At 58.5% G+C, this 26,206-nt stretch carries 16 protein-coding genes; 6 read left to right on the forward strand and 10 right to left on the reverse strand.

The features are described from left to right. Nucleotides 1–31: 31 nt before the first annotated feature. Nucleotides 32–2,005, forward strand: coding sequence for a ribonuclease catalytic domain-containing protein (locus tag PKC29_12305; GenBank protein ID HML96199.1), 1,974 nt, complete (start codon nucleotides 32–34; stop codon nucleotides 2,003–2,005). A 160-nt stretch (nucleotides 2,006–2,165) separates the two neighbouring features. Here the strand turns inward: PKC29_12305 and PKC29_12310 are convergent, their stop codons facing one another. Further along, nucleotides 2,166–3,557: an FAD-dependent oxidoreductase gene (locus PKC29_12310; protein HML96200.1), complete on the reverse strand. Its 1,392-nt coding sequence runs from the start codon at nucleotides 3,555–3,557 to the stop codon at nucleotides 2,166–2,168. A 368-nt stretch (nucleotides 3,558–3,925) separates the two neighbouring features. Between PKC29_12310 and ptsP the strand changes: the two genes are divergently transcribed. From ptsP to PKC29_12325, 3 genes are all read left to right on the forward strand, one after another. Next, complete coding sequence (ptsP, locus tag PKC29_12315; protein HML96201.1) at nucleotides 3,926–6,253, forward strand: phosphoenolpyruvate--protein phosphotransferase; 2,328 nt, start codon at nucleotides 3,926–3,928, stop codon at nucleotides 6,251–6,253. A gap of 59 nt (nucleotides 6,254–6,312) precedes the next feature. Next, complete coding sequence (locus tag PKC29_12320) at nucleotides 6,313–7,221, forward strand: site-2 protease family protein (protein HML96202.1); 909 nt, start codon at nucleotides 6,313–6,315, stop codon at nucleotides 7,219–7,221. Between the two features lie 215 nt (nucleotides 7,222–7,436). Next, on the forward strand, nucleotides 7,437–8,729 hold the full coding sequence (locus PKC29_12325) for a citrate synthase (protein ID HML96203.1): 1,293 nt from the start codon (nucleotides 7,437–7,439) through the stop codon (nucleotides 8,727–8,729). 30 nt (nucleotides 8,730–8,759) lie between these two features. Here PKC29_12325 and PKC29_12330 read toward each other — a convergent pair whose 3' ends face one another. The 3 genes from PKC29_12330 to PKC29_12340 form a co-directional block, all read right to left on the reverse strand. After that, a complete protein-coding gene (locus tag PKC29_12330; GenBank protein ID HML96204.1) occupies nucleotides 8,760–9,212 on the reverse strand; it encodes a hypothetical protein in 453 nt (150 codons plus the stop codon). Between the two features lie 622 nt (nucleotides 9,213–9,834). Beyond that, entirely contained in the window at nucleotides 9,835–10,650 is an 816-nt protein-coding gene (locus PKC29_12335) for a hypothetical protein (protein HML96205.1), read from the reverse strand. A 23-nt stretch (nucleotides 10,651–10,673) separates the two neighbouring features. Further along, nucleotides 10,674–11,702 carry a M42 family peptidase gene (locus PKC29_12340; GenBank protein HML96206.1) on the reverse strand — a complete coding sequence of 343 codons (1,029 nt, stop codon included), beginning with the start codon at nucleotides 11,700–11,702 and terminating at the stop codon, nucleotides 10,674–10,676. Between the two features lie 169 nt (nucleotides 11,703–11,871). Between PKC29_12340 and PKC29_12345 the strand changes: the two genes are divergently transcribed. Continuing rightward, nucleotides 11,872–14,709: a choice-of-anchor I family protein gene (locus tag PKC29_12345; protein ID HML96207.1), complete on the forward strand. Its 2,838-nt coding sequence runs from the start codon at nucleotides 11,872–11,874 to the stop codon at nucleotides 14,707–14,709. A gap of 111 nt (nucleotides 14,710–14,820) precedes the next feature. Here the strand turns inward: PKC29_12345 and PKC29_12350 are convergent, their stop codons facing one another. The 6 genes from PKC29_12350 to PKC29_12375 all read right to left on the reverse strand — a co-directional run bounded on the left by PKC29_12350 (nucleotide 14,821) and on the right by PKC29_12375 (nucleotide 24,577). Continuing rightward, nucleotides 14,821–15,018 (reverse strand): cysteine-rich CWC family protein, encoded by a 198-nt coding sequence (locus tag PKC29_12350; protein HML96208.1) that lies wholly within the window; start codon nucleotides 15,016–15,018, stop codon nucleotides 14,821–14,823. Between the two features lie 19 nt (nucleotides 15,019–15,037). Beyond that, nucleotides 15,038–17,344 carry a 5-methyltetrahydropteroyltriglutamate--homocysteine S-methyltransferase gene (gene metE, locus PKC29_12355; protein ID HML96209.1) on the reverse strand — a complete coding sequence of 769 codons (2,307 nt, stop codon included), beginning with the start codon at nucleotides 17,342–17,344 and terminating at the stop codon, nucleotides 15,038–15,040. Between the two features lie 261 nt (nucleotides 17,345–17,605). Continuing rightward, complete coding sequence (locus PKC29_12360; protein HML96210.1) at nucleotides 17,606–18,685, reverse strand: ribonucleotide-diphosphate reductase subunit beta; 1,080 nt, start codon at nucleotides 18,683–18,685, stop codon at nucleotides 17,606–17,608. Then, nucleotides 18,676–21,417, reverse strand: a complete 2,742-nt coding sequence (locus PKC29_12365; GenBank protein HML96211.1) for a ribonucleoside-diphosphate reductase subunit alpha — start codon at nucleotides 21,415–21,417, stop codon at nucleotides 18,676–18,678. The genes PKC29_12360 and PKC29_12365 overlap by 10 nt, the downstream gene beginning before the upstream one ends. Before the next feature lie 646 nt (nucleotides 21,418–22,063). Continuing rightward, a complete protein-coding gene (locus PKC29_12370) occupies nucleotides 22,064–22,798 on the reverse strand; it encodes an SDR family oxidoreductase (GenBank protein ID HML96212.1) in 735 nt (244 codons plus the stop codon). An 81-nt stretch (nucleotides 22,799–22,879) separates the two neighbouring features. After that, nucleotides 22,880–24,577, reverse strand: a complete 1,698-nt coding sequence (locus tag PKC29_12375; GenBank protein ID HML96213.1) for a thiamine pyrophosphate-binding protein — start codon at nucleotides 24,575–24,577, stop codon at nucleotides 22,880–22,882. A gap of 216 nt (nucleotides 24,578–24,793) precedes the next feature. On the opposite strand from PKC29_12375, the gene PKC29_12380 reads away from it, so the two are divergent. Beyond that, nucleotides 24,794–26,173, forward strand: coding sequence for an FAD-containing oxidoreductase (locus tag PKC29_12380; GenBank protein HML96214.1), 1,380 nt, complete (start codon nucleotides 24,794–24,796; stop codon nucleotides 26,171–26,173). Nucleotides 26,174–26,206: the final 33 nt, after the last annotated feature.

A 26,206-nucleotide genomic window follows, 5' to 3' on the forward strand; every position in this document is an offset into this window, starting at 1 on the left:
TTTAGAGAAGCTGCCAAGGGCAGGCGAAGTATTGCTGTTTAGAAAACGTCAGGAGCCGTCGCTCGGAATATTTTCTCACCTCGAAGGAAACAAGGCCGCCGTCTTTTCCGAAGAGGGGCGCGAAGTTACGGTGGACCCGGAAAAAATCGCGTTCGTGAGCCCGGTCACGATCACGGGCGACCTCACGCAATCCGAGAAAAAACTCGCGCTTAGAGACCTCCGCCGGAGGCTCGACGAAGCCCGCGAAGAGATAGACCTCGTAACGGTCTGGGAGTGTTTCGAGGGCGAGACCCGCGAAGTCCCCTACAAGGAGCTCGCGGAATTCTACTACGCGGGCGAAGAGGCGGACGGCTTCGATGCGCTCGCGTTCTTCTGGTCGGTGGACAAGAACGACGTCTACTTCAGGCGCGGGGCGGCGGGCTACGAGCCCAGGGCCCGCGACGAAGCGGACGAGATAATCCATAAAAAAGAAGTCGAGCAAAAGAAGAAAGAAGAGAGGGAGAGCGCCGTCCGCTGGGCGAAGGGAATCATCTCCGGCCACGCCCCCGATCTCGGCGATTTCACGCCCGACGCCTACATCGATCTCCTTCGCGGCTACGTCATACACCTGGACAAGTTCAGCCGCGCCCCCGAGGCGAAATCTTTCCTCTCCGAAATAGGCATACGCGACCCCGAGGGCACGATAGAATTCCTCGTGAAGGCCGGGGGGTGGGGCGTGGACGAGGACCCGATGATAAAGAGGTTCTACGTCAGGGAGGATTTTCCGGCCAAGGTCCTGGCCGAAACCGAAAGGATCATGTCGGGGCCCGTCCCGAAAGAGGGCCTCCGCGACCTTACGCACCTCGACATCTTCTCGATAGACGACGAAAACACCGAGGACATAGACGACGCGCTCTCCATGGAGGAAACGGACGGGGGAGGCATGACCATAGGCATACACATAGCCAACGTCGCGGCCCTCGTTCAAAAATGGGGCGACGCCGACGAAGAGGCGTCCAAGCGCGGCGAAACTATTTACCTCCCCGAAAAGCGCATACACATGTTCCCGCCGGATTTCATAAAGGAAAGGCTCTCGCTCGTGGAGAACACCGAGCGTCTCTCGCTCTCGCTCATGGTGAGCGTAGACCAGGCCTTGAGCGTAAAGGGGACTGAATTCGTGGCGTCCATAATCAGGGTCAGGCGCAACATGACGTATAAGGAAGGGACGGAATACTTCCTGAACGACCCTGTGGGGATGAGGATGAGAGAATTCGCGCTCAGGCTGAGGAGCTCACGCCTCGAAGCCGGGGCGCTCATCGTCCAGCTTCCACAATTAAAAGTGAGGACGGGGGAGGGCGGGGCCATCTCTATCGAGAAGAACCCTATGAATTCCGAGGCCCACGTAGTCGTCGCCGAGATGATGATCCTGATGAACAGGACGGCCGGGAAATTCCTCAAGGACAGGCGCATACCGGCGATCTACAGGTCCCAGCCCGAACCCGTAGCCGAAGACGCGCACGGGCTCGACGATACGAACCCTCTCTATCCGCTCCAGATCGTAAAGTTTCTAAGGGCCCCCCGCATCGGGCTCGGCCCCGACGTCCACAAGTCGCTCGGCATAGACGTCTACACGCAGGTCACCTCTCCCATCCGCCGCTACACCGACCTCGTCATGCAGCGCCAGATATTATCCGAGCTCGTGGAGGGCGAGCCGATGTACACCGAGGACGAGCTCGAAAACCTCTATCCGATGATCGAGGTCGGAATACGCGACAAGAAGACGATCGAGAGGAACCGCGAAAGGTACTGGCTCTACAAGCACCTGAAGTCGCTCGAAGGGACGGCGATAAACGGCATAATCAGTTCGACGTCCGGAAGGAGGATAGGGGTCTATCTGCCTGACTACCTCTTCGAGACGACAGTAAGCAACGGGCCTGAAACCCCTGTCACAGAGGGCGACCAAGTGCGTCTACTTGTGACGAAAGTCGACCCGCTGAGGCGTATTTTGACCCTGTCGTTGACGTAACAGGACGTCCGGCCCCGCAACTCAATAAATTCCCGGCAACCAAGACGCTGCTCTATCAGCCCACCAAATATTAAAGCTCAATCTTAAGTATATATTATTTCTGTAATAGCAGTATAATAAATACCAATATTTAAAGGTTGTCCTATGTCAGATTCGAAGCCTATTCCGGACTGTTTTTCAGGGCTTCAAGTATTTCCTCAAGGCTCGTATATTTGAGCCTCGGCCTCCCGGCGGCCTTTCCTCGCTCGACTTCCAGCACGTCCAGCCTGAGCCAGTCTTCGTATGTAATAAAATCGGGCTGAGCCTTCCTGACAAACGCTTCGAGGCTCTCCCTGTCGGGGCTTTCCGGCTTAAGGAGCTTCCCCGAAGCTATATCCTCGACAATGCACTCCACGGTCTCGCCCGAATCCTGCTTGTTGGTCCCTATGACGCCCGACGGCCCGCGCTTGATCCATCCCGTGGCGTAGAGCCCGCTTACGTGCCCACCCGTCCCCGGGTCGGTGACGCGCCCCTTCTCGTTGTGTATCACTCCCCACTTCTCGTGGAACGGCACCTCGGGAAGCGGCACTCCGAGATACCCTATCGAGCGGAAGACGATCCCGGCCTCGAGCTCTTCGTACTCGTCCGTGGCGCGGGAGCGTATCTCCCCCTTTTCGTCCCTGTAAAGCTCGTTCCTGACGAGCCTTACGCCCCTGACCCTGCCGTTCTCGTCGCCCAATATCTCCACCGGGGAGACGAGGAACCTTATGTGAAGCTGCCTTTCCTTCACGTGCCCGGCAGGGTCGCAGAACGACTTCAGTATCTCTATCTTGTTTATGGTGGACTGGTCCTTCGACGTTTCGAGCTCGGCCTTCGTCTCGTCGTCGAGCTCGACCTCGTGCGGGAGCGTCACCGCGTGGGCGGCCATCATCTTCCCGAGCTCCCTGACCTCGGGGTTCGTAAATGCGGCCTGCATAGGGCCCCTCCTGCCGAGGAGATAAACCTCCCTGATCTCGCTTTCTTCGAGCGCCTCCAGGGCGTAATCCGCTATGTCCGTTTCCCTTAGCTCCTCGTCCGTCCGGCACAGTATGCGCGCGACGTCTATCGCGACGTTCCCTACGCCCACGACGACGGCCCTTTTCACGGAAAGGTCGAAATCGAGGTCCCTGTAATCCGGGTGCCCGTTGTACCAGGCGACGAACTCCGTCGCCGTGTGGCTGCCCTTGAGGTCCTCGCCCGGTATGCCGAGCTTCCTGTCCGTCTGCGCGCCGGTGGCGAAGACGATAACGTGGTAAAAGCGCTTCAAATCCGAAAGGTGGATGTGCTTTCCGAACTCGACGTTCCCGTAGAACCTGACCTTCGGGTTCGCCGCGATCTTGTCGTAAATCTTCGTCACGGATTTTATCTTCTGATGGTCCGGCGCGACGCCCGATCTCACGAGCCCGTGGGGCGTCGGCAGCCTGTCGAATATGTCTACCTCGAAGTCGTGCTCCGTGCGTTTCAGCAAATGCTCGGCCGCGTAAAAACCGGCCGGTCCCGAGCCGATAATGGCGACTCTTATAGTATCGTTCATCTTCAATGCTCCGTTGGGTTAAATAGTTTTCTTCCTGTCGGTACGCATAAAAAGAGCTTCAGTCCGGAAATGGAAATTCCCGCGGGGCCACGGGATTCTGAAAATTTCTTCGACTAGTTATGCATAGTTCTTTTTACCGAGTATTATAATTTAATGGAATAAATATACCAAAAATCCGGGCGGAGGGGTTAATGCCGGCCACGCCGCAGCCGCCGCGATTATTTATACCATAACGAGCCCGGTTTTCCGGGCGTGATGCGCGCCCGAAGACAGCCTTTCACGGCCGTCCCCTTCGGAAGCGCATTCGACAAAGCAGGCAAAGAGAAGCATCCGGGTTCCCGGAGCCAGTCAGTACCGGTAAAGAAATAATGCACGCCAAAAACCGGCCAGGCACATCCGCTAAGAAAACCATAGACAGGGCGGATTTCCATCTAAAAATCGTTCAGGAGATAAGCGACCTCGTCAACACATCGACGGGGCTCAACATCATCCTCAAAAAGGTCGTAAACAAGATCGCCGTCTCGCTCAGGCTGGACGTCGTCTCGGTCTACTTGTGGGACTCCGAAAGGAAGATGCTCGTACTGCGCTCGACCAAGGGCCTCAACATCGACCCTCTCCGGAACCCGATAACCCTGAGCCCCGAGGAAGGGCTCACGGGCCTTGTCTACGAGACGTCGAGGCCCATAACCGTGATGCCGGCATCCGAGCACCCGCGCTACAGGTACTTCCCCGAAATAGGCGAGGAAGAGTACGAAAGCTACATCGGCGTACCGATACTCCTCCAGAACCGCTGCATAGGGGTCCTCGTCGGCCAGACGAAGGAAAAGCGCCTTATCAATCCGGCCGAGGAAACCCTGTTCCAGATAATCGCGTCTAGGCTCGCCGGGCTTCTCGAAGTCGCCGACAGGCTGGAGCGGCTCAAGACCCCCTCCATCGTAAAGCACGAGACGAGGACGTACCAGGGCAAGGGCGTCTCGAACGGCGTCGCCATAGGCAACGTCTTCATCTTCCGCGGCCTTTTCCAGCAGGTAAACACCGAAAAGCTGACGCCGTCCTCGCCAAAGGTCGAAAAGAAGAGGCTCGAGAAGGCGTTTCAGGACGTCGAGCTCGACCTCAAGAGCCTCATAGAAACGCTCGACTCGAAGTCCGTGCTCTCAAGCGAAGAGATAGACATCTTTCGGGCGCACCTGCTGATACTGCGGGGCTCGACGCTGAGAAAGGCCGTCATCGGGAAGCTCGACGCCGACGGCATGGCGGCGGAGCTCGCCGTGATCGAGGGGATAGAGGCTATAGCGCAGCAGTTCGAATCCATGAGCGACAGGTATCTTCGCGAAAAGGCGCAGGACTTCCGCGACATCGGCGAGAGGCTCCTCCACGAGCTCATAAAGCACAACACCGGGAGCAAGGCCGCCGCGGAGCCCAAAGAGGGCTCGATACTCGTAGCCTACGAAATCGGCCCGTCGTTCATTTCGATGCTCCTTAAGAACAAAGTCTCGGCCGTCGTAATCGAAAAGGGCGGCGAAACCTCGCACGCCATAATAATCGCGAAATCCCTCGGCATCCCCGCCGTCGTCGGGGTGGACAACATAAGCAGGCTCCTCCGCTCCGGCGAAAAGGCGATCGTGGACGGCAAGACGGGATTCATCTTCTCGAACCCCGACGAAAGCCTCATCGCCGAATATCAGAACACGTACTCACGGCTCATCAAGGTAAAAGAAGAGATCGAGCAGGCGGCGATGGAAGTATCCGACGGCTCGGGCCTCGGCATCAGGATATCGGTAAACATCGGCTTTCCCATAGACGTTCAGCTCGCAAAGCAGTACGGCATACGCGACGTCGGCCTTTTCAGGACGGAGTTCGCCTTCAGCCAATACGCGAAATGGCCGGGCGTCCGCCAGCAGGCGCGCATCTATAAGAACATCGCCGACAGCTTCGAGGGTTACGTTACTATCCGCACGCTCGACATAGGGGCCGACAAGCTGCTCCCTTATTTCGAATTCCCGAGGGAAGACAACCCGCTCCTCGGCCTGCGCGCCATACGGTTCTCGATGGAATACCTCGAGCTCTTCAAGGACCAGCTCCGGGCGATTCTCCTCGCTTCGAAGAAGGGCTGCAAGTTCAGGATACTCCTCCCGATGATAACGAACCTATGGGAGGTCGAAACGGCGAGGGACATAATCGACGACCTCGTAAAGGAAGTGGGCGTCCCCGAGGCCGATGTCCCGCCGCTCGGGATAATGATGGAAGTCCCGGCGATCCTGTACCAGCTCGACGACTACAAGAGCATCATAGACTTCGTCTCCATCGGCACGAACGACCTCATTCAGTACATACTCGCCGTGGACAGGAACTCGAACGTCGTCGGGCACCTCTACTCGGGCTTTCATCCGGCCGTCCTCCGTGTGCTCGACGACATCTACTACAAAACGAGGCTATCCGGGATGGACGTCTCCGTATGCGGCGAGCTCGCGGGTACGCCGTCCGGCGCGCTCGGCCTCATGGCCCTCGGGTTCAAGCAGCTGAGCGTCTCGCCGTCGAATCTCCCCTACGTAAGATTCCTCAGCGGCAAGGTGGACAGGCTGCTTCTCAGCTCTGTAAGGAGAGACATCCTCAACCTCAAGAAAAACAGCGAAATCGAGCGCTATCTCATCGAGACGCTCGAGTCGATCCACCCCGCTTTGATAGAGATCGAATAGCCGATTCGCCGTCCTCACTTCCAATTTCCCCGTGCTGGTGTAACTTTTACTCCCTGTCCATGAAGCCCCGCAAGATACACGTAATCCTTTTTCTGCTGACGGTCGTGACGACGTTCCTCACGGGATACGGCACGTGGGGGAGCTACCTGAGCGCCGCGCTCTTCTCCGGGGGGCTGCTTTTTATACTCGGCTCCCACGAAATGGGGCACTATTTTTACGGCAGAAAATACGGCATAGACATCACGCCGCCGTACTTCATACCCGCGCCGCCCTATATCTCTCCCATCGGCACATTCGGCGCATTCATAAAAATAAAGTCTCCCATATACTCCAAGAAAGCACTTTTCGACATAGGCATCGCGGGGCCTCTCGCGGGTATAGTCGCCACTATACCCATAACGATAATCGGCATATCGCTTTCGACATTCGTCGACTCCGGGACGTTTAACGGAAACGGCGGCTATATGCTCGGCACGCCGCTTATATTCGGATTCATCTCCGAAATCTTCCTCGGCTCTCCGCCCGAGGGGCAGACGATACTCCTCCATCCCCTGGCATTCGCCGGGTGGGTGGGGCTGTTCGTGACGGCGCTCAACCTTATCCCGAGCGGGCAGCTCGACGGCGGGCACATAGTGTACGCCCTCTTCTCGAAGGGGTTTCACCGCATGGTCTCGGCGCTTATGATCGCCGTCCTGTTCGTGTTCGGCGTGGGGACGGCGCCGCTCCTCCTCCTTGCCGAAAAATACGGCGGCCCAGGGCTCGCGCCCTACCTCGCCAACGTGCCCGTCTTCGAGGGCTGGCCCGGGTGGGTTCTCTGGGCGGCGCTCCTTACCCTCATGGGGACGAAGCACCCTCCGACGTACTACGAGGACGGCGGCCTCGGGGCCGTGAGAACGGCGCTCGGCGTGTTGTCGCTTCTCATATTCGTCGGGAGCATTTCCCCCGTTCCCATAGCGCTGGCATACTAGGGCCGGGCCCCCGGTCACTCATAAAGAGCCATGCGAGGCCGCATTCGGGGACCTCTATATAGCCCTTTGTCGAAATTTTGCGGAATATTGAAAATCTCCGGAGTTAGGGTAAGTTTACTTGTCCGCGACCGCCGTCCGTTCCGGATTGTGCTCCATTATTTAGCTTTACACAACTAGGACAATAAAAAGGAAAACAGCTAACAGGAGGATTTACAGTGGCACAAAAAGATACCTTAACCATAACCGATAACCGGACTGGTAAATCGTACGAGATACCTATAGAGCACGATACTATTCGGGCAGCCGACCTCAAGCAGATAAAGGTCAACCCGGACGATTTCGGGATGATGAGCTACGATCCCGCATTCGGAAACACAGCCGCCTGTATAAGCCGAGTCACCTACATCGACGGCGACAAGGGCGAGCTCATCTACAGGGGCTACCCCATAGAAGTCCTGGCGGAAAAGAGCAATTATCTCGAAGTTGCCTATCTACTCCTGAACGGCGAGCTTCCGACGAAGGCCCAGTACGACCAGTGGGTCCACGACATAACGCACCACACCATAGTTCACGAAAATATAAAGAGGTTCATGGACGGCTTCCGTTACGACGCGCATCCGATGGGAATGCTCCTCGGCACTGTCGGCGCGCTTTCCACCTTCTACCCCGAAGCCAAGGATATATTCAATAAAGAAATAAGGGACATCCAAGTCCACAGGCTCATCGCCAAGATGCCGACGATGGCTGCTTTCGCCTACCGCCACGCCATGGGCATGCCGTACGTTTATCCCGACAACGACCTTTCCTACGCCGGAAACTTCCTCAACATGATGTTCAAGATGACCGAGCTCAAGTACGTGCCGGACCCTGTTATCGAAAAGGCGGTGGACATTCTCTTCATCCTCCACGCCGACCACGAGCAGAACTGTAGCGCGAGCGCGATGCGTAACGTCGGCAGCTCGCTCCCGGATCCGTACTCGGCGACGGCCGCGGCTATCGCGGCGCTCTACGGCCCGCTCCACGGCGGCGCCAACGAGGGCGTTCTCCAGATGCTGAAGGAAATCGGCTCCGTCGACAAGATCCCCGAATACATCAAGCGCGCCAAGGCCGGCGAGTTCAGGCTCATGGGCTTCGGGCACCGCGTCTACAAATCCTACGACCCGAGGGCGAAGATAATCAAGGAGGCCGCCTACGAAGTGTTCGAGGCCAAGGGCAAGAACCCGCTCCTCGACATCGCTCTCGAGCTCGAGCGCATAGCCCTCGAAGACGATTACTTCGTACAGCGTAAGCTCTACCCGAACGTAGACTTCTACTCCGGACTCATCTACCAGAGCCTCGGAATCCCGGTCGAGATGTTCACGGTCATGTTCGCCATAGCGCGTACGTCCGGATGGCTCGCCCAGTGGATAGAGCTTCTCGAAGACCCCGAAAGAAGGATCGCCCGCCCGAGGCAGATTTATCTCGGCGAGAGAGACAAGCAGTATGTACCGATAGAAAAGAGAGGTTAACGCGGCGAGGGCATGGCCCGGGGGCGCAGCCTACGTGCTGGAAAAATGCTTCCCGATCATGCTGGTGTGATAATAATTGATCATGTGTTCGAGGGAGGCGATAAAGATCCTTATCGCCTCCTTTTTTATTTCGTCACTCTTTAAAAACTCTTCCCTTTCAGCGTCGGACGGCAGTTTCGCGATTATACCTTTGATCGCATCGGTGAATGACCCGGCAAGGTCCTTTCCGTCCTGCTTCAGTATGGCTTCGATGAAACCCTCGTCCTGGAGGTCGTATTTCCTTGAAACTATCTCCGCCCTCAGCTCGCCCGACAGGGCAGGGGACCCCAGCCCCGGAATACCTTCGAGAGCGCCTTCGAAAACCTGGACAAGTTCGTCTACGTACGTCATGGATTGAAATATAACCTGAGAAGGAAGGGAGGACAATGCGCGGCGGGCCACGCCCGCAGGAATCCGGCGTAGCGGGAACGATTCTATCTCCACCTATAGCGCGTCTTGCATATTATCACCACTCATTTGAGAACAGTTCAGAATGGGAATGTGGCAATACTTCTATTCTGTCATTCCCAACGATCCCGAGCGAGGAAGCACCCCATTTCTGTCATTCCCAACAATTTCGAGCAAGTGAGGAATTGGACGCCGTTCCCTTATTGCACAAGCGGCTATCCAGTACTGCTCAGCCCTTGCATTCTTTAGTATCAAGGCCTGTATCGGGAATCCATGTTTTTAATCAGTTATCCTGCTTGCCTGGCATCTTGTCCGGAGCAGCCTGAGCGAAGCCTGGAACTCGATTCAGTCCCTCATTCTTTAATGTCGAGAAACACACTACGTGTGTTTGCTACTCTTGGTCAAGCAAAAGTAGAAATTCTTTGTTCTTGTTTTTCTGTTAATGCAAAGACTTTTAGAGACAATATCCTGAAACGAGTTCAGGATGACTGCAAAAAAGGATAGAAACTGGATTCCCGATCAAAACGCTCGGGAATGACACACACATATGTGTGTTTCTCGACGTAGCGCCGAAGTTGCTGAAGCCACCTGAAGCGCGGCTGGTGATAACGGCAATGCGCCGCTACTTCGGTATCCAGCGGGCGTGGCCCGCTCAAATCTAATCCCTCCCCGCCTTCTCCATCCTCGCCTTACCCTCGATGCTCCGCATCATCCGGATCGCGTACTTCCTGTTCTCTTTCCAGTCGGGGTAGAAGGACGGCTTCTTATCCTCGACGAGCAGTGTAAACTGCTCCATCGCCATGTCGAACTTCTTCTGCTTTATGTAATTCGCCGCCAGGTACAGCCGCGCCGACGACAGGTGCGGGTCCACGCCGAGCGAGCGCTTCAGGTATATCTCGGATATGTGGAGGTCGCCGCCTAAAAGCCCCGGCAGGTAATAGTAGAGCGCGCCGTTCATGGCGAGCCCCTCGGGGTGGTTCGGGTCGAGCCTGAGTATCGTTTCGAGCTCGCGCCTCACCTCGGGCAGCATGAAGAGCGAATTGAAGAGCCCCTTGGTGTCCCCGAGCGAGGCAAGGTTCGCGGCGTAGAAGAAATGCGCGTCGGGGTTGTCGGGCTCCAGCTTTACGGCTCTCTCCCCCTCCTTCATGCCGTTCTCGAACGCCCGTATAAGCTCGTCCTTCGTATCGGCCTCTATGTATCCGTACGTAAGCCACGCGCGGGAGAGGAACAGTATGGCTTCCACGTTATCCGGATCGGCCCCCGAAACTCTCTCCGCGATTTTTATGGACTCCATTATATTCCCGGGCTTCTTGTCATAATCCGAAAGAAGGCTCCAGGCTTTGTCGAGCCCGGGGGGCGACGAGGCTTCCGCGCCTGACGGCGGTGCGGTATAGGGGTCGTCCGCGTACGAATACGTAAAGGGAAGGGCGGCCGAAATGAGTATCAGCATAACGCCCGTTTTAAAAGCCGTCATACTGAAATAGTGTAGCCCACGCTTTAGTCCAAACCAAAGGCTCCGATGTCTTCTATGACCGCGTGAAGAAGGTTTATCGTATGCGCGATGTCCGTCTTGTAGGCAAGGCAGCTCGGGCTGTGGAGGTAGCGGACGGGCACCGAAACCGACGCCGCGCGCGTGCCCTTGCCCGAAACCTGCATGGCCGTCGCGTTCGTGCTCCCGGCCTTTTTGACGGTTATCTGGTAGGGGATGTCGTTCTTCCGCGCCGTATCCATTATAAAATCGCTGAACGGCCTGTGCGCCACGAGGAACCTGTCCGAGAGCCTCACCTCGGGGCCCTTGCCGCAATTGGCGAGCGTCTTGTGCTCGGAGACGCCGGGCACGTCCATGGCCACCGTCCCTTCGAGTGCTATGGCGAAATCGGGCTCGACAGCGGGGGTTATGATATGCGCGCCCCTGAGGCCGACCTCTTCCTGCACCGTCGCCGTAAGAAAAAGGTCGCACGTCTGGACAGGGTTTTTCCTCATGGCCTCTATCATGACGAAGAGCCCGACCCTGTCGTCTATGGCCTTCGAGATGAACGCCTCTTCCGTCTCCTCGAACGGATAGTAGAACGATGCCACGTCGCCCACGCCGACGAGCTCCTTCGCCTTCTCGGCCGAAAGCCCGAGGTCTACGACGCAGTCCTCTATCTCGGGGACTTCCTTGTTGTTAGTGTTACGGCTGATGTGGGGCGGTATGGCGGCCACGGTTCCGACGAGCGGCTTTTTGCCCCAGACGAGTATCCGCTGCCCGTAAAATACCCTCGGGTCCATGCCGCCGAGGGATATGACGCGCAAAAATCCGCGGCTGTCGATGTGGCTTACCATGAAGCCGACCTCGTCCATGTGCGCATCGACGACGAGCCTCGGTCCGTCGCCCGGCACGTGGGCGATGACGTTTCCCATCGCGTCTTCGGTTATCTCGTCCGTAAATTCCGAAAAGAGTCTTTTGATTATTTCCCTTACGGGGCCTTCGTGGCCGGGAAGGCCTGTGGCCTCGCAGAGCTCTATGAGGAGTTGAGTGTTCATCGGGAAATTGATTATAACCAAAGGCGTGCGGATTTCCAGCCCGGCGCCGGCCCCGCGGGCCGGACAGCGCTACAGGCTTAACGGAAAATTCACGCCGTATTAACCGCTCATTTACCGGGCCCCGGCATTCTCTCCGGAACGTTACGACAACCCAGAGGAGGAAAAAATAGTGAGGACAAACTTCAGACACAATCTGCTAACCTGCCTGGCGCTCCTGGCCCTGGCGGTCTTTCCGGCTACTGCAAAAGCGGGGCTCGATCTCACGGCCATAGGCACATACGAGACAGGCGTTTTCGACGGTGGGGCGTCGGAGATAGTGGCCTTCGACCCCGAAACAAAGAGACTCTTCGTGATCAACGCGACGGACGCGGTCGTAGACGTGCTCGACGTCTCGGACCCCTCTAGCCCTGTGAAGATATTCACGATAGACGTAACGCACGACATAGGCCCGAGCTCCGGGGTCAACAGCGTGGACGTAAAGAACGGCCTCGTGGCGGTAGCGGCGGAAAACGCCGACCGCACACTTCCGGGCTACGTCGTCTTCTATAACACTTCAGGCGAGTACATTACACATGTCGGCGTCGGCGTCCTCCCCGACTCTGTAAGGTTCTCGCCCGACGGCCTGACGCTGGTCACGGCGGACGAAGGCGAGCCCGTCGAGGACGACGAGGGCAACCTCGCGGCCAACCCGCCGGGCTCGATAAGCGTGATAAACATCTCGAACGGCGTACAGTCGGCCGTCGTCACGACGCTCGGATTCGAGGCGTTCGACGGCAGAGAGGCCGAGTTCACGAACAAGGGGCTCAGGCTCGAGCCGGCCGTCCCGATGTCGCTCGAGCTCGAGCCGGAATACCCGGCCATATCCCCCGACGGCGCGCTCGCATATGTAACGATACAGGAGGCGAACGCCTTCGCCGTAGTGGACCTCGTAAACCCGGCGATAATCGACCTCCTTCCGCTCGGGTTCAAGGACCATTCCACGGGTGCGCCATCGCTGCAAATGTTCCCGTTCAAAAAGTTTCCCAAGCTCGGCAAGGATGCGAACGGCGTCAAGATCAAGCTGGGCGGCTTCTCGGGCCTCTGGTACGAAGGCCCCGTAAAGAACAAGGGCAGGATGCGGTTCCTGACGGTCGGCGACAGGGGGCCCAACGGCTCGGACGTCGTGGACGGCTCGCGGACGTTTAATCTCCCGGATTACCAGGCGAGGATAGTGACCTTCGAGGTCAATCCCGAAAAGAAAAAACAAGCCGAAATAATGAAAGGAAAGACGATATATCTCACGCGCGAGGACGGCGAGACGCCCATAACCGGGCTTCCGAATATACCCGGTCACGACGAGATACCGGTCGATGCCGCGGGCAGCCCCGTCGGTTACGACGCCCTGGGTGCCGACCTCGAAGGCATCGTGAGAGACCCGGCCGACAGCTCCTTCTGGATGGTCGACGAATACAGGCCCGCAATATATCACTTCTCCCCTGAAGGGAGGCTCATAGTCAGGCTCGTACCTGAAAATACGCACCTCCTCGGCGACCCGGCCCTGAAAGAGGCCGAGCTCGGCCCGGACGCGAATTCCCTCGGATTTTACGGTGAGGAAACCCTCCCGGAGGTCTACAGCCGGAGGATGTCCAACCGCGGCTTCGAAGGCGTTGCGCTCGACCCCGGAAAGAGGCTCCTCTATGCCTTCATACAATCCCCGATGGAAAACCCGGACAAGTCGACGCGGAGCTCGCTCCTCCTGAGAATACTGGCGGTTGACGTGAACGAATCGTCCCCGACGTATCTCACGCCGGTCGCCGAGTACGTCTACGCGCTCGAAAGGCCCGTGCTCACACCGAGCGACGTCGATAAAATCGGCGACGCCGTATTCGTCGGAGACGACAGGTTCTTCGTCGTCGAAAGAGACAGCTCCTTCGAAAGCGACGGAAACAAGTACGTCTTCGAAATAGACCTCGCGGGGGCGACCGACATCAGGAATCTCCCCATAGCCGGCGAAACGGTCGCAGGGACACTGGAGCAGCAGACACCGGACACGCTCGCCGAGCTCGGCATAAAGCCCGTCTTCAAGAGAAAGGTGCTCAATCTCCCATCGATCGGGTACACGCCGAGCGACAAGGCGGAAGGAATAGCCATCCTCCCCGACGGCAGGATAGCGGTTATAAACGACAACGACTTCGGCATCGAGGCGGCCGAGGGGCTCGAGCCGGTTCTCGGGCTGATTTCCCTCGGAACCGACTACGGGCTCGACGCCTCGGACGAGGACGGCGGTATAAATATACTGAGCCGTCCCGTGCTCGGAATGTTCCAGCCCGATACGATAACCCCTTACGAATTCGAGGGGAAAACCTATTATGTCACCGCCAACGAGGGCGACACGAGGGACTTCGATTTCTTCTCCGAGGAGGAAAGGGTGGAAGACCTCATACTCGACCCGTTCGTCTTCCCGGACGCCTCGGACCTCCTGCTCGAAGAGAACCTCGGCAGGCTTAAGACGACGAATATCATGGGCGACATCGACGGGGACGGAGACAACGACAGGATATTCACATTCGGCGCGAGGTCGTTCTCGATATGGGACTCGTACGGGAACCTCGTCTACGACAGCGGCGGCGACTTCGAGAGGATAACGGCCGAGTTTCTGCCCAACGACTTTAACAGCGACAACGCCGAAAACGATTCCTTCGATTCGAGGTCGGACGACAAGGGCCCCGAGCCGGAAGCCATGGAAATCGACAGGATCGGAGACAGGGTGTTCGCCTTTATAGGGCTCGAAAGGATAAGCGGCGTCATGGTGTACGACGTGACTGATCCGTTCGCCCCGTTCTTCGTGAGCTACGTCAACAACAGGGACTTTTCGGTCGATACGACGGATCCCGCCGCGGGGGACATAGGCCCCGAGTGCATAAAGTTCGTCCCGGCGGAAGAGAGCCCGAACGGAGCGCCCATACTCATAGTAGGCAACGAAATAAGCGGCACGACCACGATTTACAGCATAGACGAAAAAGACTGAAAACGGCACCCATTACCATATCTCTTCTCATCCTTTGGTGCCCCCTCCTTCACGGGAGGGGGCATTTTTTACGTGTCCGGCAATCGACATCGGCCTGTTCCGGGATGCCGGTTATGTATCTTTCGAGATTCGCCTCAGCAGCTCGGTCACCAAGGGCTTGTCCGATCCTTTTAGACACGCCTCGCAGTAGCATTTTTCCGCGCCGCATTCCGGCGGCTCGGGGGCATCGACGTCGAAGCACCAGCACCAGTTTTCACCGGCCTCTATTTCGCACCTGAAATCCTTACCGCACCCCGGACACTTAGCCATCGTCAGATCCCATGCACGTTCATTTCGTGAACCTTTGCCTCAGGCTCCGCGCGGCTTTGACCATATTCCCAAGCGCGGCTTTCGTCTCGGGCTCGCTCCTCGTTTTGAGGCCGCAGTCCGGATTCACCCAGAGGTTCTCTTTCGGTATGTACTCGGACGCCTTCGTAATGAAGTCCTCTATCTGCCCGACCTCCGGGATGAGCGGCGAGTGGATGTCGTAAACGCCCGGCCCGATTTCGTTCGGGTATTCAAAATCCCTGAAGGCGTCGAGGAGCTCCATCCGGGAGCGCGACGTCTCTATCGATATGACGTCCGCGTCGAGCCTGGAAATGCTCTCGATGATGTCGTTAAACTCGGAATAGCACATGTGGGTGTGTATCTGCGTCTCGTCCTTCTCCGCACCCGATGCGATGTGGAAGACTTCGACCGCCCAGGAGAGGTACTCGTCCCAGTCCTCTTTCCTGATCGGGAGGCCTTCCCTCAGGGCGGGCTCGTCTATCTGTATGATCCTTATGCCCGCGCGCTCGAGGTCGCGGACTTCTTCACGGAGGGCGAAGGCGATCTGCCGGGCTACCCCGGAGCGGGGTATATCCTCGCGTCGGAAGCTCCACTGGAGGATGGTGACCGGCCCCGTGAGCATGCCCTTGACGGGTTTGTCTGTCAGGGACGCCGCGTACTTAATTACCTCGACCGTCATGGGCGAGGGACGCGAGACGTCGCCGTATATTATAGGGGGCTTTACGTACCGGCTCCCGTAGCTCTGCACCCATCCGCCGAGAGTAACGGCGAACCCGTTCAGCATCTCGCCGAAGAATTCGACCATGTCGTTCCTCTCGAACTCGCCGTGAACGAGCACGTCGAGGCCGAGCTCTTCCTGGAGGGTTATAACCTCGCGAATCCGGGCGCGGATGTACTCGTCGTACTCGTCGGCCGTCATCTCGCCGCGCCTGAATTCGAGCCTACGGCTCCTGACCTCGGACGTCTGGGGGAACGAGCCGATGGTAGTCGTCGGGAAGAGGGGCAGACCGAACGCCTCGCGCTGCTTTTTCTGCCGGACGGGGAAGGGGCTCCTTCCCCCGCTGCCGGCCGGGTATTCCGCCACGACTCTCTTGACGGCAGGATCGTTTATGAGCGGATTCTCGCTCCATTCCCGGAGGAGCGCCTCGTTCTTCCCGAGCGCGTCCTCGAAACCCTTGCCATCTGTCACGGAAGAGAGCGTGACCACCTCGTCCAGCTTTTCCTCGGCGAAGGCGAGCATGCTTCTGACGTCTGCCGGCAGCGCCGTCTCGTTCCTGAGCGAGATCGGGACGTGGAGAAGCGAGCAGGACGGCGCTATCATGACCCTTTCCTCGCCGAGCGCGGATACGAACTTCCCGATTATGTCGGACGAACGGGAGAGGTCGTTTACCCATATGCCCCGGCCGTTGACGAGGCCGAGGGATATGTGCGCGTCTTTCGGGAACGAGCCGAGTATCGCCGGGATGTCTCTCTCACCACGCAGCAGGTCAAAGTGGAACCCGGCAACGGGTAGTCCAAGGGCAGTCCCGAGGTTGCCGCCGAGGTATCCGAAATAGAAGGTGAGCATGATTTTCAGCCCGGGTACTCCGCGGGCGAAGGCGGCGTAGGCAGTTTTGAAGGCTTCGAGCTCGCCAGGGCCGAGGTCCGTCACCATCACCGGCTCGTCCATCTGCACCCATTCAGCGCCGGCAGAGGCAAGGTCCTTAAGCACCTCAATATAGACGGGCAATAAACCGCCGAGGAGGGAGAGCGGCGAGAAACCGGCGTCGCGCGATTTTCCGAGGAGAAGGAACGAGACCGGGCCGACGAGTACGGGCTTGGTCTTTATTCCGAGCGTCTTCGCTTCCCTGAATTCGTCCACGGGCTTGTTCGTCGAGCGCTTGAAGCCCTGCCCGGGGCGTAGCTCGGGGACGATGTAGTGGTAGTTGGTGTCGAACCATTTCGTCATCTCCATCGCCTGTGCGGCGGGGCCGCTTTCGCCCGCCTCCTTTTCCTGAACGCCCCTCGCCATTCTGAAGTAGAGGTCGAGGTCCACGTCACCCCCGCGCCAACCGAACCGCCCGGGCACCGCCCCGACCATTGCGGCCGTGTCGAGCACCTGGTCGTAGAAGCTGAAGTCGTTGGAGGGGATGAGGTCTATCCCGGCCTCGGCCTGGAGGGCCCAGTTCTCCTTCCTGATTTCGGCCGCCGTCCTCCGCAGCGCCGGGAGGTCTATGTCACCCTTCCAGTAGGATTCCGTCGCCCGCTTGAGCTCCCTTTGATGGCCTATCCTCGGGAAGCCGAGATTGTTCGTAGTCAGTTTCTTCATGTACGTCTTCTCCTTCTAATATGCTATATATGTTATATATACCTTTGCATGTAGAGCCGGTACTCACACGCCAGTGCTATTCTCAAATACACATACAGTCCGCGCGTCAAATGAATCAAATCTTCACCCTCACTACGTCGTAAACACACTACGTGCGGATAGCATCCGCAGGCAACCGACGTAGCAGCTTTGCAGCATTAATCACCTGACGCGCGAACCATGCTACCAGTCACATAATCGACCACGTCGTAAAACCGCACACTACGTGTGCTCATCCCAGGAGAGCATGCCGCTCCTGTATTCCGTGACCCTCGTCTCGAAGAAGTTCTTCTCCTTCCTGAGGTCGATTATCTCGCTCATCCACGGGAAGGGGTTCTTCGCATCGTAGACCTTCCCGAGCCTTATCCGTTCGAGCCTCCTGTCTGCTATATACCTCACGTACTCGCCGACGAGGCCGGAATTGAGCCCGAGTATGCCCTCGGGGAGGCAGTCGCGCGTGTAGGTCATTTCAAGCTCGACCGCCTTCCTGACGTTATCCACGAGGAGGGCCTTGAATTCGTCCGTCCAGATGCCCGGGTTCTCGTCTGCTATCGTGTTTATGAGGTCGATACCGAAGGACAGATGAACAGATTCGTCCCGGAGTATGAACTGGAACTGCTCGCCGAGTCCCGTCATCTTGTTCTGCCTGAGGAGTGACAGTATCATCGCGAAGCCCGCGTAGAAGAAGATCCCTTCCATGATGACGTAGAACCCGACGAGGTCGTGAACGAAGCTCCGTATACTGTCCTCGCTGTCCGTGGTGAAGCCCGGGTCGAGGACGCTCTTCGTGAGCCTGACGACAAAATCGTCCTTCTCTTTAATGGCCGGATTGTTTATGTACATGTTGTAGACCTCGTCCGGGTCGAGCCCGAGCGTGTCGCAGCAGTATATGAAGGTATCCGTGTGAATGGCTTCCTCGAAGGCCTGGCGGAGAAGGTACTGCCTGCACTCGGGGTTCGTGATGTGGCGGTAGATCGAAAGCACGATGTTGTTGGCAGTGAGGCTCTCGGCCGTCGAGAAGAAGCCCAGGTTGTAGATTATCATCCGCCGCTCGCCCCCGGAAAGGGCGGACGAATCCCTCCACATCTCGACGTCCTTCTGCATGTTCACCTCGTCGGGGACCCAGTTGTTGGCGACGCCTACTTTATAGTATTCGCGGGCCCACTTGTACTTTATGGGGAGTATCTTGTTCGGGTCGGTTACGGAGCAGTTTATTATGCGCTTGTGCCCACCGGCCCCGGCCGTCCCCCCGCCCGGCTTGCCGTGGTTTCCGTTGTTAATTTCGTAATTCTTTACTGACATGATTCGCATCCCTCCTCGAGATTGCACGCGTTTAGTGTTTCCTCCGCCTCGCGGGCCGCCCCGGCGGATATATGCCCCCCGGCTTCGATGGTGCTCTTTTCGACGCCCGACGCCCCGAGCGAGCGGAGGTAATAGGTCGTCTTGAGCCCGGATTTCCAGGCGCTTAGGTACGTCTCGGATATGCGCTCGCCGGATACCGTGTCGACGAAGATGTTCACGGACTGGCTCTGGTCTATCCATTTAGACCTGTACGCCGCGTGGAGTATCACCCACGACGGGTCTATCTCGAACGCGCCCCTGTACTTGTCCCTGAGCTCGCCGGGGAGCTCTTTTATTCCGACGATGCTGCCGTCGGTCTGCTTCAGCTTTTCGAGCATGGACCTGTCCCAGAGGCCGATTTCCCTGAGGTCGTCTATCAGGAATTGATTCACCATCGTGAACTCGCCGCTGAGGTTCGATTTAACGTAGAGGTTCTTGTATATCGGCTCGATGGACGGGTAGCAGCCCGCTATGTTGGCTATGGTCGCGGTGGGGGCGATGGCGATGCAGTTCGAGTTCCTCATGCCCTGGCACCTGACCTTGCTCTTGAGCCCGGCCCAGTCGAGACGGGAGCCCATCCCGATGGACGTAGGCACGCCGCGCTCCTCTTCGAGCATCTTCATCGTGTCGAGGGGGAAGAGCCCCCTGTCCCACTTCGAGCCTTTGTACGACGAATACTTCCCGCGCTCGGCGGCGAGGTCCGAGGAGGCCGATATGGCGTGCCACGAGACCGTTTCCATGACGAGGTCCGAGAATTTCACGGCCCCGTCGCTCGCGAAATCGAGGCCCGCCTGGTAGAGGGCGTCCTGGAACCCCATCACGCCGAGCCCTATGGGCCTGTGCGCGAGGTTCGAGCGGCGGGTTTCCCCGGTCGGGTAGAAGTTGAGATCGATCGAGTTGTCGAGCATGCGTACCGCCGTCCTTATCGTCCCCGAAAGGGCAGCCTCGTCGAGCGCCCCGTCCTTTATATGTAGGGAGAGGTTTACGGAGCCGAGGTTACAGACGGCGAACTCGTCGCAGGAGGTGTTGAGCGTTATCTCCGTGCAGAGGTTCGAGCTGTTGACGACGCCCTGGTGGTCCTGGGGCGAGCGTATGTTGCAGGGGTCCTTGAACGTGAGCCACGGGTGGCCGGTTTCGTAGAGCATCGTTATTATCTTCCGCCAGAGTTTCTGTGCCGGAACGCGCTTCGAGAGGCGTATCCCGCCCCTGTCCGCGGCGCGCTCGTATTCCTCGTAACGCCTTTCGAACGCCTTCCCGTAAAGGCCGTGGAGGTCGGGCGTCTCGTCCGGCGAAAAGAACGTCCAGTCGCCCTTGTCGATGACGCGCTTTATGAAAAGGTCGGGCACCCACGCGGCGATGTTGAGGTCGTGAGTCCGCCGGCGCTCGTCGCCCGTGTTCTTCCTGAGCTCGAGGAAGTCCTCGAAATCGTAGTGCCATACTTCGAGGTAGGCGCACGTCGCTCCCCGGCGCTTCCCGCTCCGGTTTATGGCCGAGGTGGTGGAGTCCAGAATCTTGAGGAACGGTATCACTCCCTGGCTGTTTACGTTCGTGCTCCGTATCATCGCCCCGGTGCCGCGAATGGCCGTCCAGTCTATGCCGATGCCGCCCGACCACTTGGCGAGCCGGGCGACGTCGCCCATCGTCTTGAATATGTTGTCGAGCTCGTCGGCGCAGGTGAGCAGGTAACACGAGCTCATCTGCGGATTCACGGTCCCCGAGTGGAAGAGTGTAGGGGTAGAGGGGACGTATCTCATGGCAGAGATCGTGTCGTAAAATTCTATCGCCTTTCCTTCCTTATCCTCTTCGTTAAGCGCCAGGCCCATGGCGACCCGCATCCAGAAGTACTGCGGCACTTCGAGTATGTTCTGATCGTAGTCCTTCATTAGGTAGCGGTCGTAGAGCGTCTGGAGGCCGAGGTACTTTAAGAGGCCGTCGCGGGACGGGTCGAGCGCGCGGGACATAGCGTCGAGGTCGTACCCTGCAAGCCCTTCGGAATAACGGCCCTGCGCAACCCCGGCGGCGACGCTCTTCCTGAACGTCTCGCGATAGGCCGCCTCGAAGCCGTCCTCGTATTCGTAGCGGCCTATGACGTCTTTATAAAGGTCGTTGAGAAGGACCCTCGCGGCGAGGTAGGAATACGTCAGGTCCGTCTCTATGCGCGAGCGGCACACCATCACGACCGCCTGGTTTATGTCCCTCGTCGTTATGCCGTCGTACATCAGTGACTTGGCCTCGTCTATGATCTCGTCCACCATTGCGGGCTCCTCGGCCCCGCTGCAGCACGACCGTATGAATCTTTCGATCTCGTGCGCGTCAAACGGCTTTACCGCGCCGCTCCTCTTGCGGACGCCGATGAGCCCCTTGTTTACCTTGTCTATCAGCTCGCGCTTCTTGTCGAGGCGCTTCTTTTTATGGTCCTCGCGGTAGAGGATGTACGCCGTCGCGACCCGGAGGTACCCGTGCCCGACTATGTTCCGCTCGACGAGGTCCTGTATGTTTTCGACGCCGGGCACCCTTTCGCCGAACTGCTTTTCGATCTCCTCCAGAACGTCGTCGGTTATGTTTCGAATCAGCTTTTCGTCCGGCTTGCCAAGGGTCGCGGCGAAAGCCTTCGAAATGGCGGCCTCGATGCGCACCCTGTCGAACTCGACGATACGCCCGTCCCTCTTTTTGATGAGATTGATATTGACCATAATCCCTCCTTGCTGCGCTTCTGGGTAGCGCGTTGAATTTCAGGTTCGGGGCGGCCGGCGATAAAATCAGCCGCGGGCAGGGGGAGCCGCGAAGAGAAGCCCGACAGAGATGTCCCCGTCGCGGGCTTCATCCGGTTCTGTGTGTGAATGTGGCGTGTAAACGGACACGAGGCTCTCCCTGCAAAACACTCTCACAGGGCTCCCCTCGCATGCGGAAATATCTAGGCGAGACTATTGTGTCCGTTACCATATCGCGAGTAACCGAACACGGGAAGATCTGGCTCATGCAGGAAATAAAACCCTGCAAACACAGTTGCGCGACAGCGCGGGATTCCAACCCGCTTCCTCCCTGTGGATTAATTTTAAGCTATCACAAAGACGGCGCTATATCAAGGCGGCGGTTCAGGAGCGATTTATTCCCACTTAGAAAAAAAGGCTAAGGGGAATTTGCAGTTGTACATTCTGAGCTACGATTTCGAGCAAGCGAAGCAGGCCACGCCTGCAGGAAATCGAAGTTGAAGCACAAGATGACGGGTTGAAAAACTGGATTCCCGATTAAGACATTCTGGAATGACAGATTTGGGGGCACTCCGGGGTAGCAGGCACGTCGCTGCCGCGATGTCTGATTCGTGCGCATGTGATGCGCCTATAATCCCCACGCCCCGCTTATGATTATGTTCGTCCCGCTCACGTAGGAGGCCTCGTCGGAGAGGAGGTACATGACCGCCGAGGCGGCGTCCTTCGTATGGCCGATGCGCCCGGCTGGGATCGTTCTCGTGACGTCTTCGAGGTCTTTCAGGATGTCGTTCCCCGAGTCGATGAATCCCGGGGATACGGCGTTTACGGTGATGCCGTCCCGGGCGAGAACGCGGGCCAGTGACCGGGTGAGCATGAGGACTCCCGCCTTGGCTATATAATAAGGGGTTATCTCGGTCCTGGCGCCGAGCCTGTCGGCCCCCGCAACGGAGAAGTTCACTATCCTGCCCCATTTACGCTCCTTCATTCCCGGCGCGACTGCGCGGCTCATATAGAAAACGTGATGGAGGTTGTCGTCGAACATCCCGCGCCAGCCCTCAGGCGTTTCTTCGAGGAGGCCGACTTTACGATAAGGCCCGGCGCAGTTTACGAGCGCGTCTATGCGCCCCCATTCGGCCTCGACTTTCCCGACGAGTCCCGAGGCGGCGTCCGGGTCGGAGACGTCGGCCTCGAAGCAGAGCCCCTTCACGCCGTGCGCTTCTATGGCCTTCACCGTTTCGAGCGCCTCGCCCCTGCTCGTCCTGTAGCATATCGCCACCGCCCAGCCCGCGCCGGCGAGCGCAAGGGCGGCGGCCCTTCCTATGCCTCTGGCTCCACCCGTGATTAACGCGACCCTGTCGGGCATGGACTTCCCTCCGTCACAGCTTTCCCATTATCATAGCCGGTACAGGCTTGCCGTCACAAATATCTTCGCACGGGAAGCGGCCTAGCCGGCGTTTACCGGCGGGCGGGAGTTATTGGCGGAGACCCGGCTTCCCCATTCGAGGAGCTCCTTGCTGCAGTCGTCCCTGTCGACGATTACCTCTATCAGGCTGAGCCCGTCGTGCGGCAGGGCTTTTTCGATGGCCGCGTCGAGGTCTCCCTCGGTCCTTACTTTCGCCGACCGGCCGTTCCCTTCGCCGGCGTTGAATACGTCGACGAGGCCCGCGTAGTCCCAGTTCTTGATGTTGTTGTAGGGGCCGTCGTGTATCTCGACCTCTATCGTGTAGCCGCCGTTGTTTACGAGGAATATTATCGGGGAGAGGCCGTACCGTATTATCGTCGAGACCTCCTGCGCCGTAAGCTGGAAGGAGCCGTCGCCGATGAACGCGACGACCCTTTTCGCGCCGCCGCTCCCGAGTGTGTAGCCGAGGGCCGCGCCGACGGACCAGCCTATGGAGCCGTACTGCATCTGAATCTCGTAACCGCAGCCGTCGGGAAGCCGCATCTTCATGGTGTTGAACCACGAGTCCCCCGTTTCGGCGATAACGGCCATATCCGGGGTAAGCATCTTTTCGACCCTCTCGAAGAGCCTCCGCGTGGTTATCGGCGCGGATTCACGGGTCGGATGCCCAGGGGCGAGCTCGAGCTTTATGCGCTCGTACGCGACGAGCGAGGCGTCGTTCGGCTCGACTTTCTTCGACAGCTCTTCGAGATAGTCGGCGAGGTCGATGCCGTCGTATATGGCGTCGGGGAGCTTTACGAATCCCGGCCCCGCGTGGATGAGCCTCGACGGGTTTATGAGCGCCGAGTATCCGGAGGTCGTGTAGTCGGTGAAAACGGCCCCCGCGAAGAGATATACGTTCGCGGATTCGACTATCTCCGCCGTGCCGGGGCTGCTGACCGGGCCCCAGTAGGTGCCTATGTAATTAGGATGGCTTTCGGGTATAAGGCCCTTGGCGACGGGCATGGATGCGGCTGCATACTTCGAGGCGTCTACCAGTTTCATGAACGCGGGGGCCGCGCCGAAATGCTTCAGCTTGCCGCCGGCGACGAGCACGGGCTTCGCCGCGCCTGAAAGGAGCTCGACCGTTCTGTCCACGACTTCGGCCAGCGTATCCTCATGGCTGTGCATCTTTCTCGAAAAGCTCCTTTGGCGCGGGGCGGGTATCACGCGCCCGGCCAGGTTGCACGGGACCTCGATGTAAACCGGCTTTCGCGACGAGAGGCAGGTTTCGATCGTCCTGTCTATAAGGAACGGGGCGTCGGCCAGGTGCCGGAGAACGACGGACGCCGCCGTCACGTGGGAGAATATGTCCCTCTGGTAGCCGTAGCGCACCTCGCCGCACGTGTGGTGGAGCACCTGGTTCTCGACCTGGGAATTGGTGTTGGGCCCGCCGGAGATTATCACGACCGGGAGGTCCTCGGCGTATGCTCCCGCGACGGCGTTCAGCGCGGAGAGGCCTCCGACGGAGAACGTTACGACCTGGGCCGCTGCGCCCCGCGCCCTCGCGTAACCGTCGGCGGCGTAACCGGCGTTGAGCTCGTTGCAGCAGCCAATCATCGTTAGCGAGGGGTTTCCGAGAAGCTCGTCCAGGAGGACGAGGTTGTAGTCCCCGGGCACGGCGAAGTAATGCCCGATACCGATCTCGGAAAGCCTGGCCGCTATGTACGCCCCGACCGTAACCTCTTTTTTCCCGTCCATCGTATGGAAGCCTCCGCTTCGATTTCGATTCGGCCCGCGACGACCCTCCGGACGGCGGCTGCATCCAAACCGTATTTCTAAACATATCATCAAATAACGCCTTCTTGAGGCGCCGCCGAAGAATTTCCGGGAGCCCGTTCATCCTCCACCGGTTGCGGTATAATGGCAAGGGAGAGCCGGCCCGTTTGCCGGTTGCCGAAAACGGGAGGGAAAGACATGGCCGGAAAATACGACGCGATAATAATAGGAACGGGGCAGGCCGGGCCGCCGCTCGCGGGAAGGCTGTCGGATGCGGGAATGAAAGTGGCGATACTGGAGCGGGATTTATTCGGCGGGACCTGCGTCAACACCGGGTGCACACCGACCAAGACACTGATCGCGTCCGCACGCGCCGCACACGTCGCGAGAACGGCGGCGAGATTCGGCGTGGTGTCGGACGGGAACGTGGCCGTTGACATGAAGAAGGTGAAGGCGAGGAAGGACGAGGTCGCGGGGGCCTCGGCCGCATCCGTCGAGGAATGGATACGCGGCATGAAGAACGTGACCCTTTACAAGGGGCACGGACGGTTCGAATCGCCGCGCACCGTGAGAGTGAACGGCGAGCTTCTCGAAGCAGGCATGATATTCGTGAACGCCGGCGGCAGGGCGCTCGTCCCTCCGGGCGGCGAGGAAGAGGGGACCCCGTGCTTTACGAACTCGACGATTATGCACGTCGATTTCCTCCCGCGTCATCTGATCGTGATCGGCGGGAGCTACGTAGGCCTCGAATTCGCACAGATGTACAGGCGCTTCGGGAGCGAGGTGACCGTCATCGAAAAGGGCGAACGGCTCGCCGGGCGCGAGGACGAGGACGTTTCGCAGGTGCTCGCGGAAGTAATGAAGAAGGAAGGGATTAACGTCGTACTCGGGGCGAACTGCATATACGCGAGGAAGCATCCGGAAGGGGCGGAAGTGACTACGGAGTGCGAAGGAGGCGAGGAAACGGTTACGGGCTCTCACGTCCTCTGGGCCGTCGGGCGCGTGCCGAACACGGACGACCTCGGGCTCGAAAAGGCGGGGGTGGCGACGGACGAGAGGGGATTTATAAAGGTGGACGATTACCTCCGGACGAACGTCCCCGGGATATGGGCCCTCGGGGATTGTAACGGGAAAGGGGCGTTCACTCATACGTCGTATAACGACTTCGAGATCGTCGCGGCGAACCTTCTCGACGGGGGCGACAGGAAGGTGAGCGACAGGATAACGGCGTATGCGCTGTACACGGACCCGCCGCTCGGAAGGGCCGGCATGACGGAGAGAGAGGTCAGGAAGTCGGGGAGGAAGGCTCTTATCGGCAAGAGGGAGATGACTCGCGTCAGCCGCGCAAGGGAGCGCGGGGAAACGGACGGATTCATAAAGATCCTCGCCGACGCCGAAAACGGTGAGATACTCGGCGCGTCGATAATCGGCATAGAGGGCGACGAGGCGATACATTCGATACTGGACGTCATGTACACGAAGAAGCCCTATACCGTAATACAGCGGGCGGTTCACATACACCCGACTGTGTCAGAGCTCATACCGACCGTGCTCGGCGAGATGAAGCCCCTCGATTGAGCCCGCACCCATGGGTGGCCGAATCCAAAATCT

It is taken from the genome of Thermodesulfobacteriota bacterium (genome assembly GCA_035325995.1).
Taxonomy (GTDB): Bacteria; Desulfobacterota_D; UBA1144; order Nemesobacterales; family UBA2774; genus JADLGH01.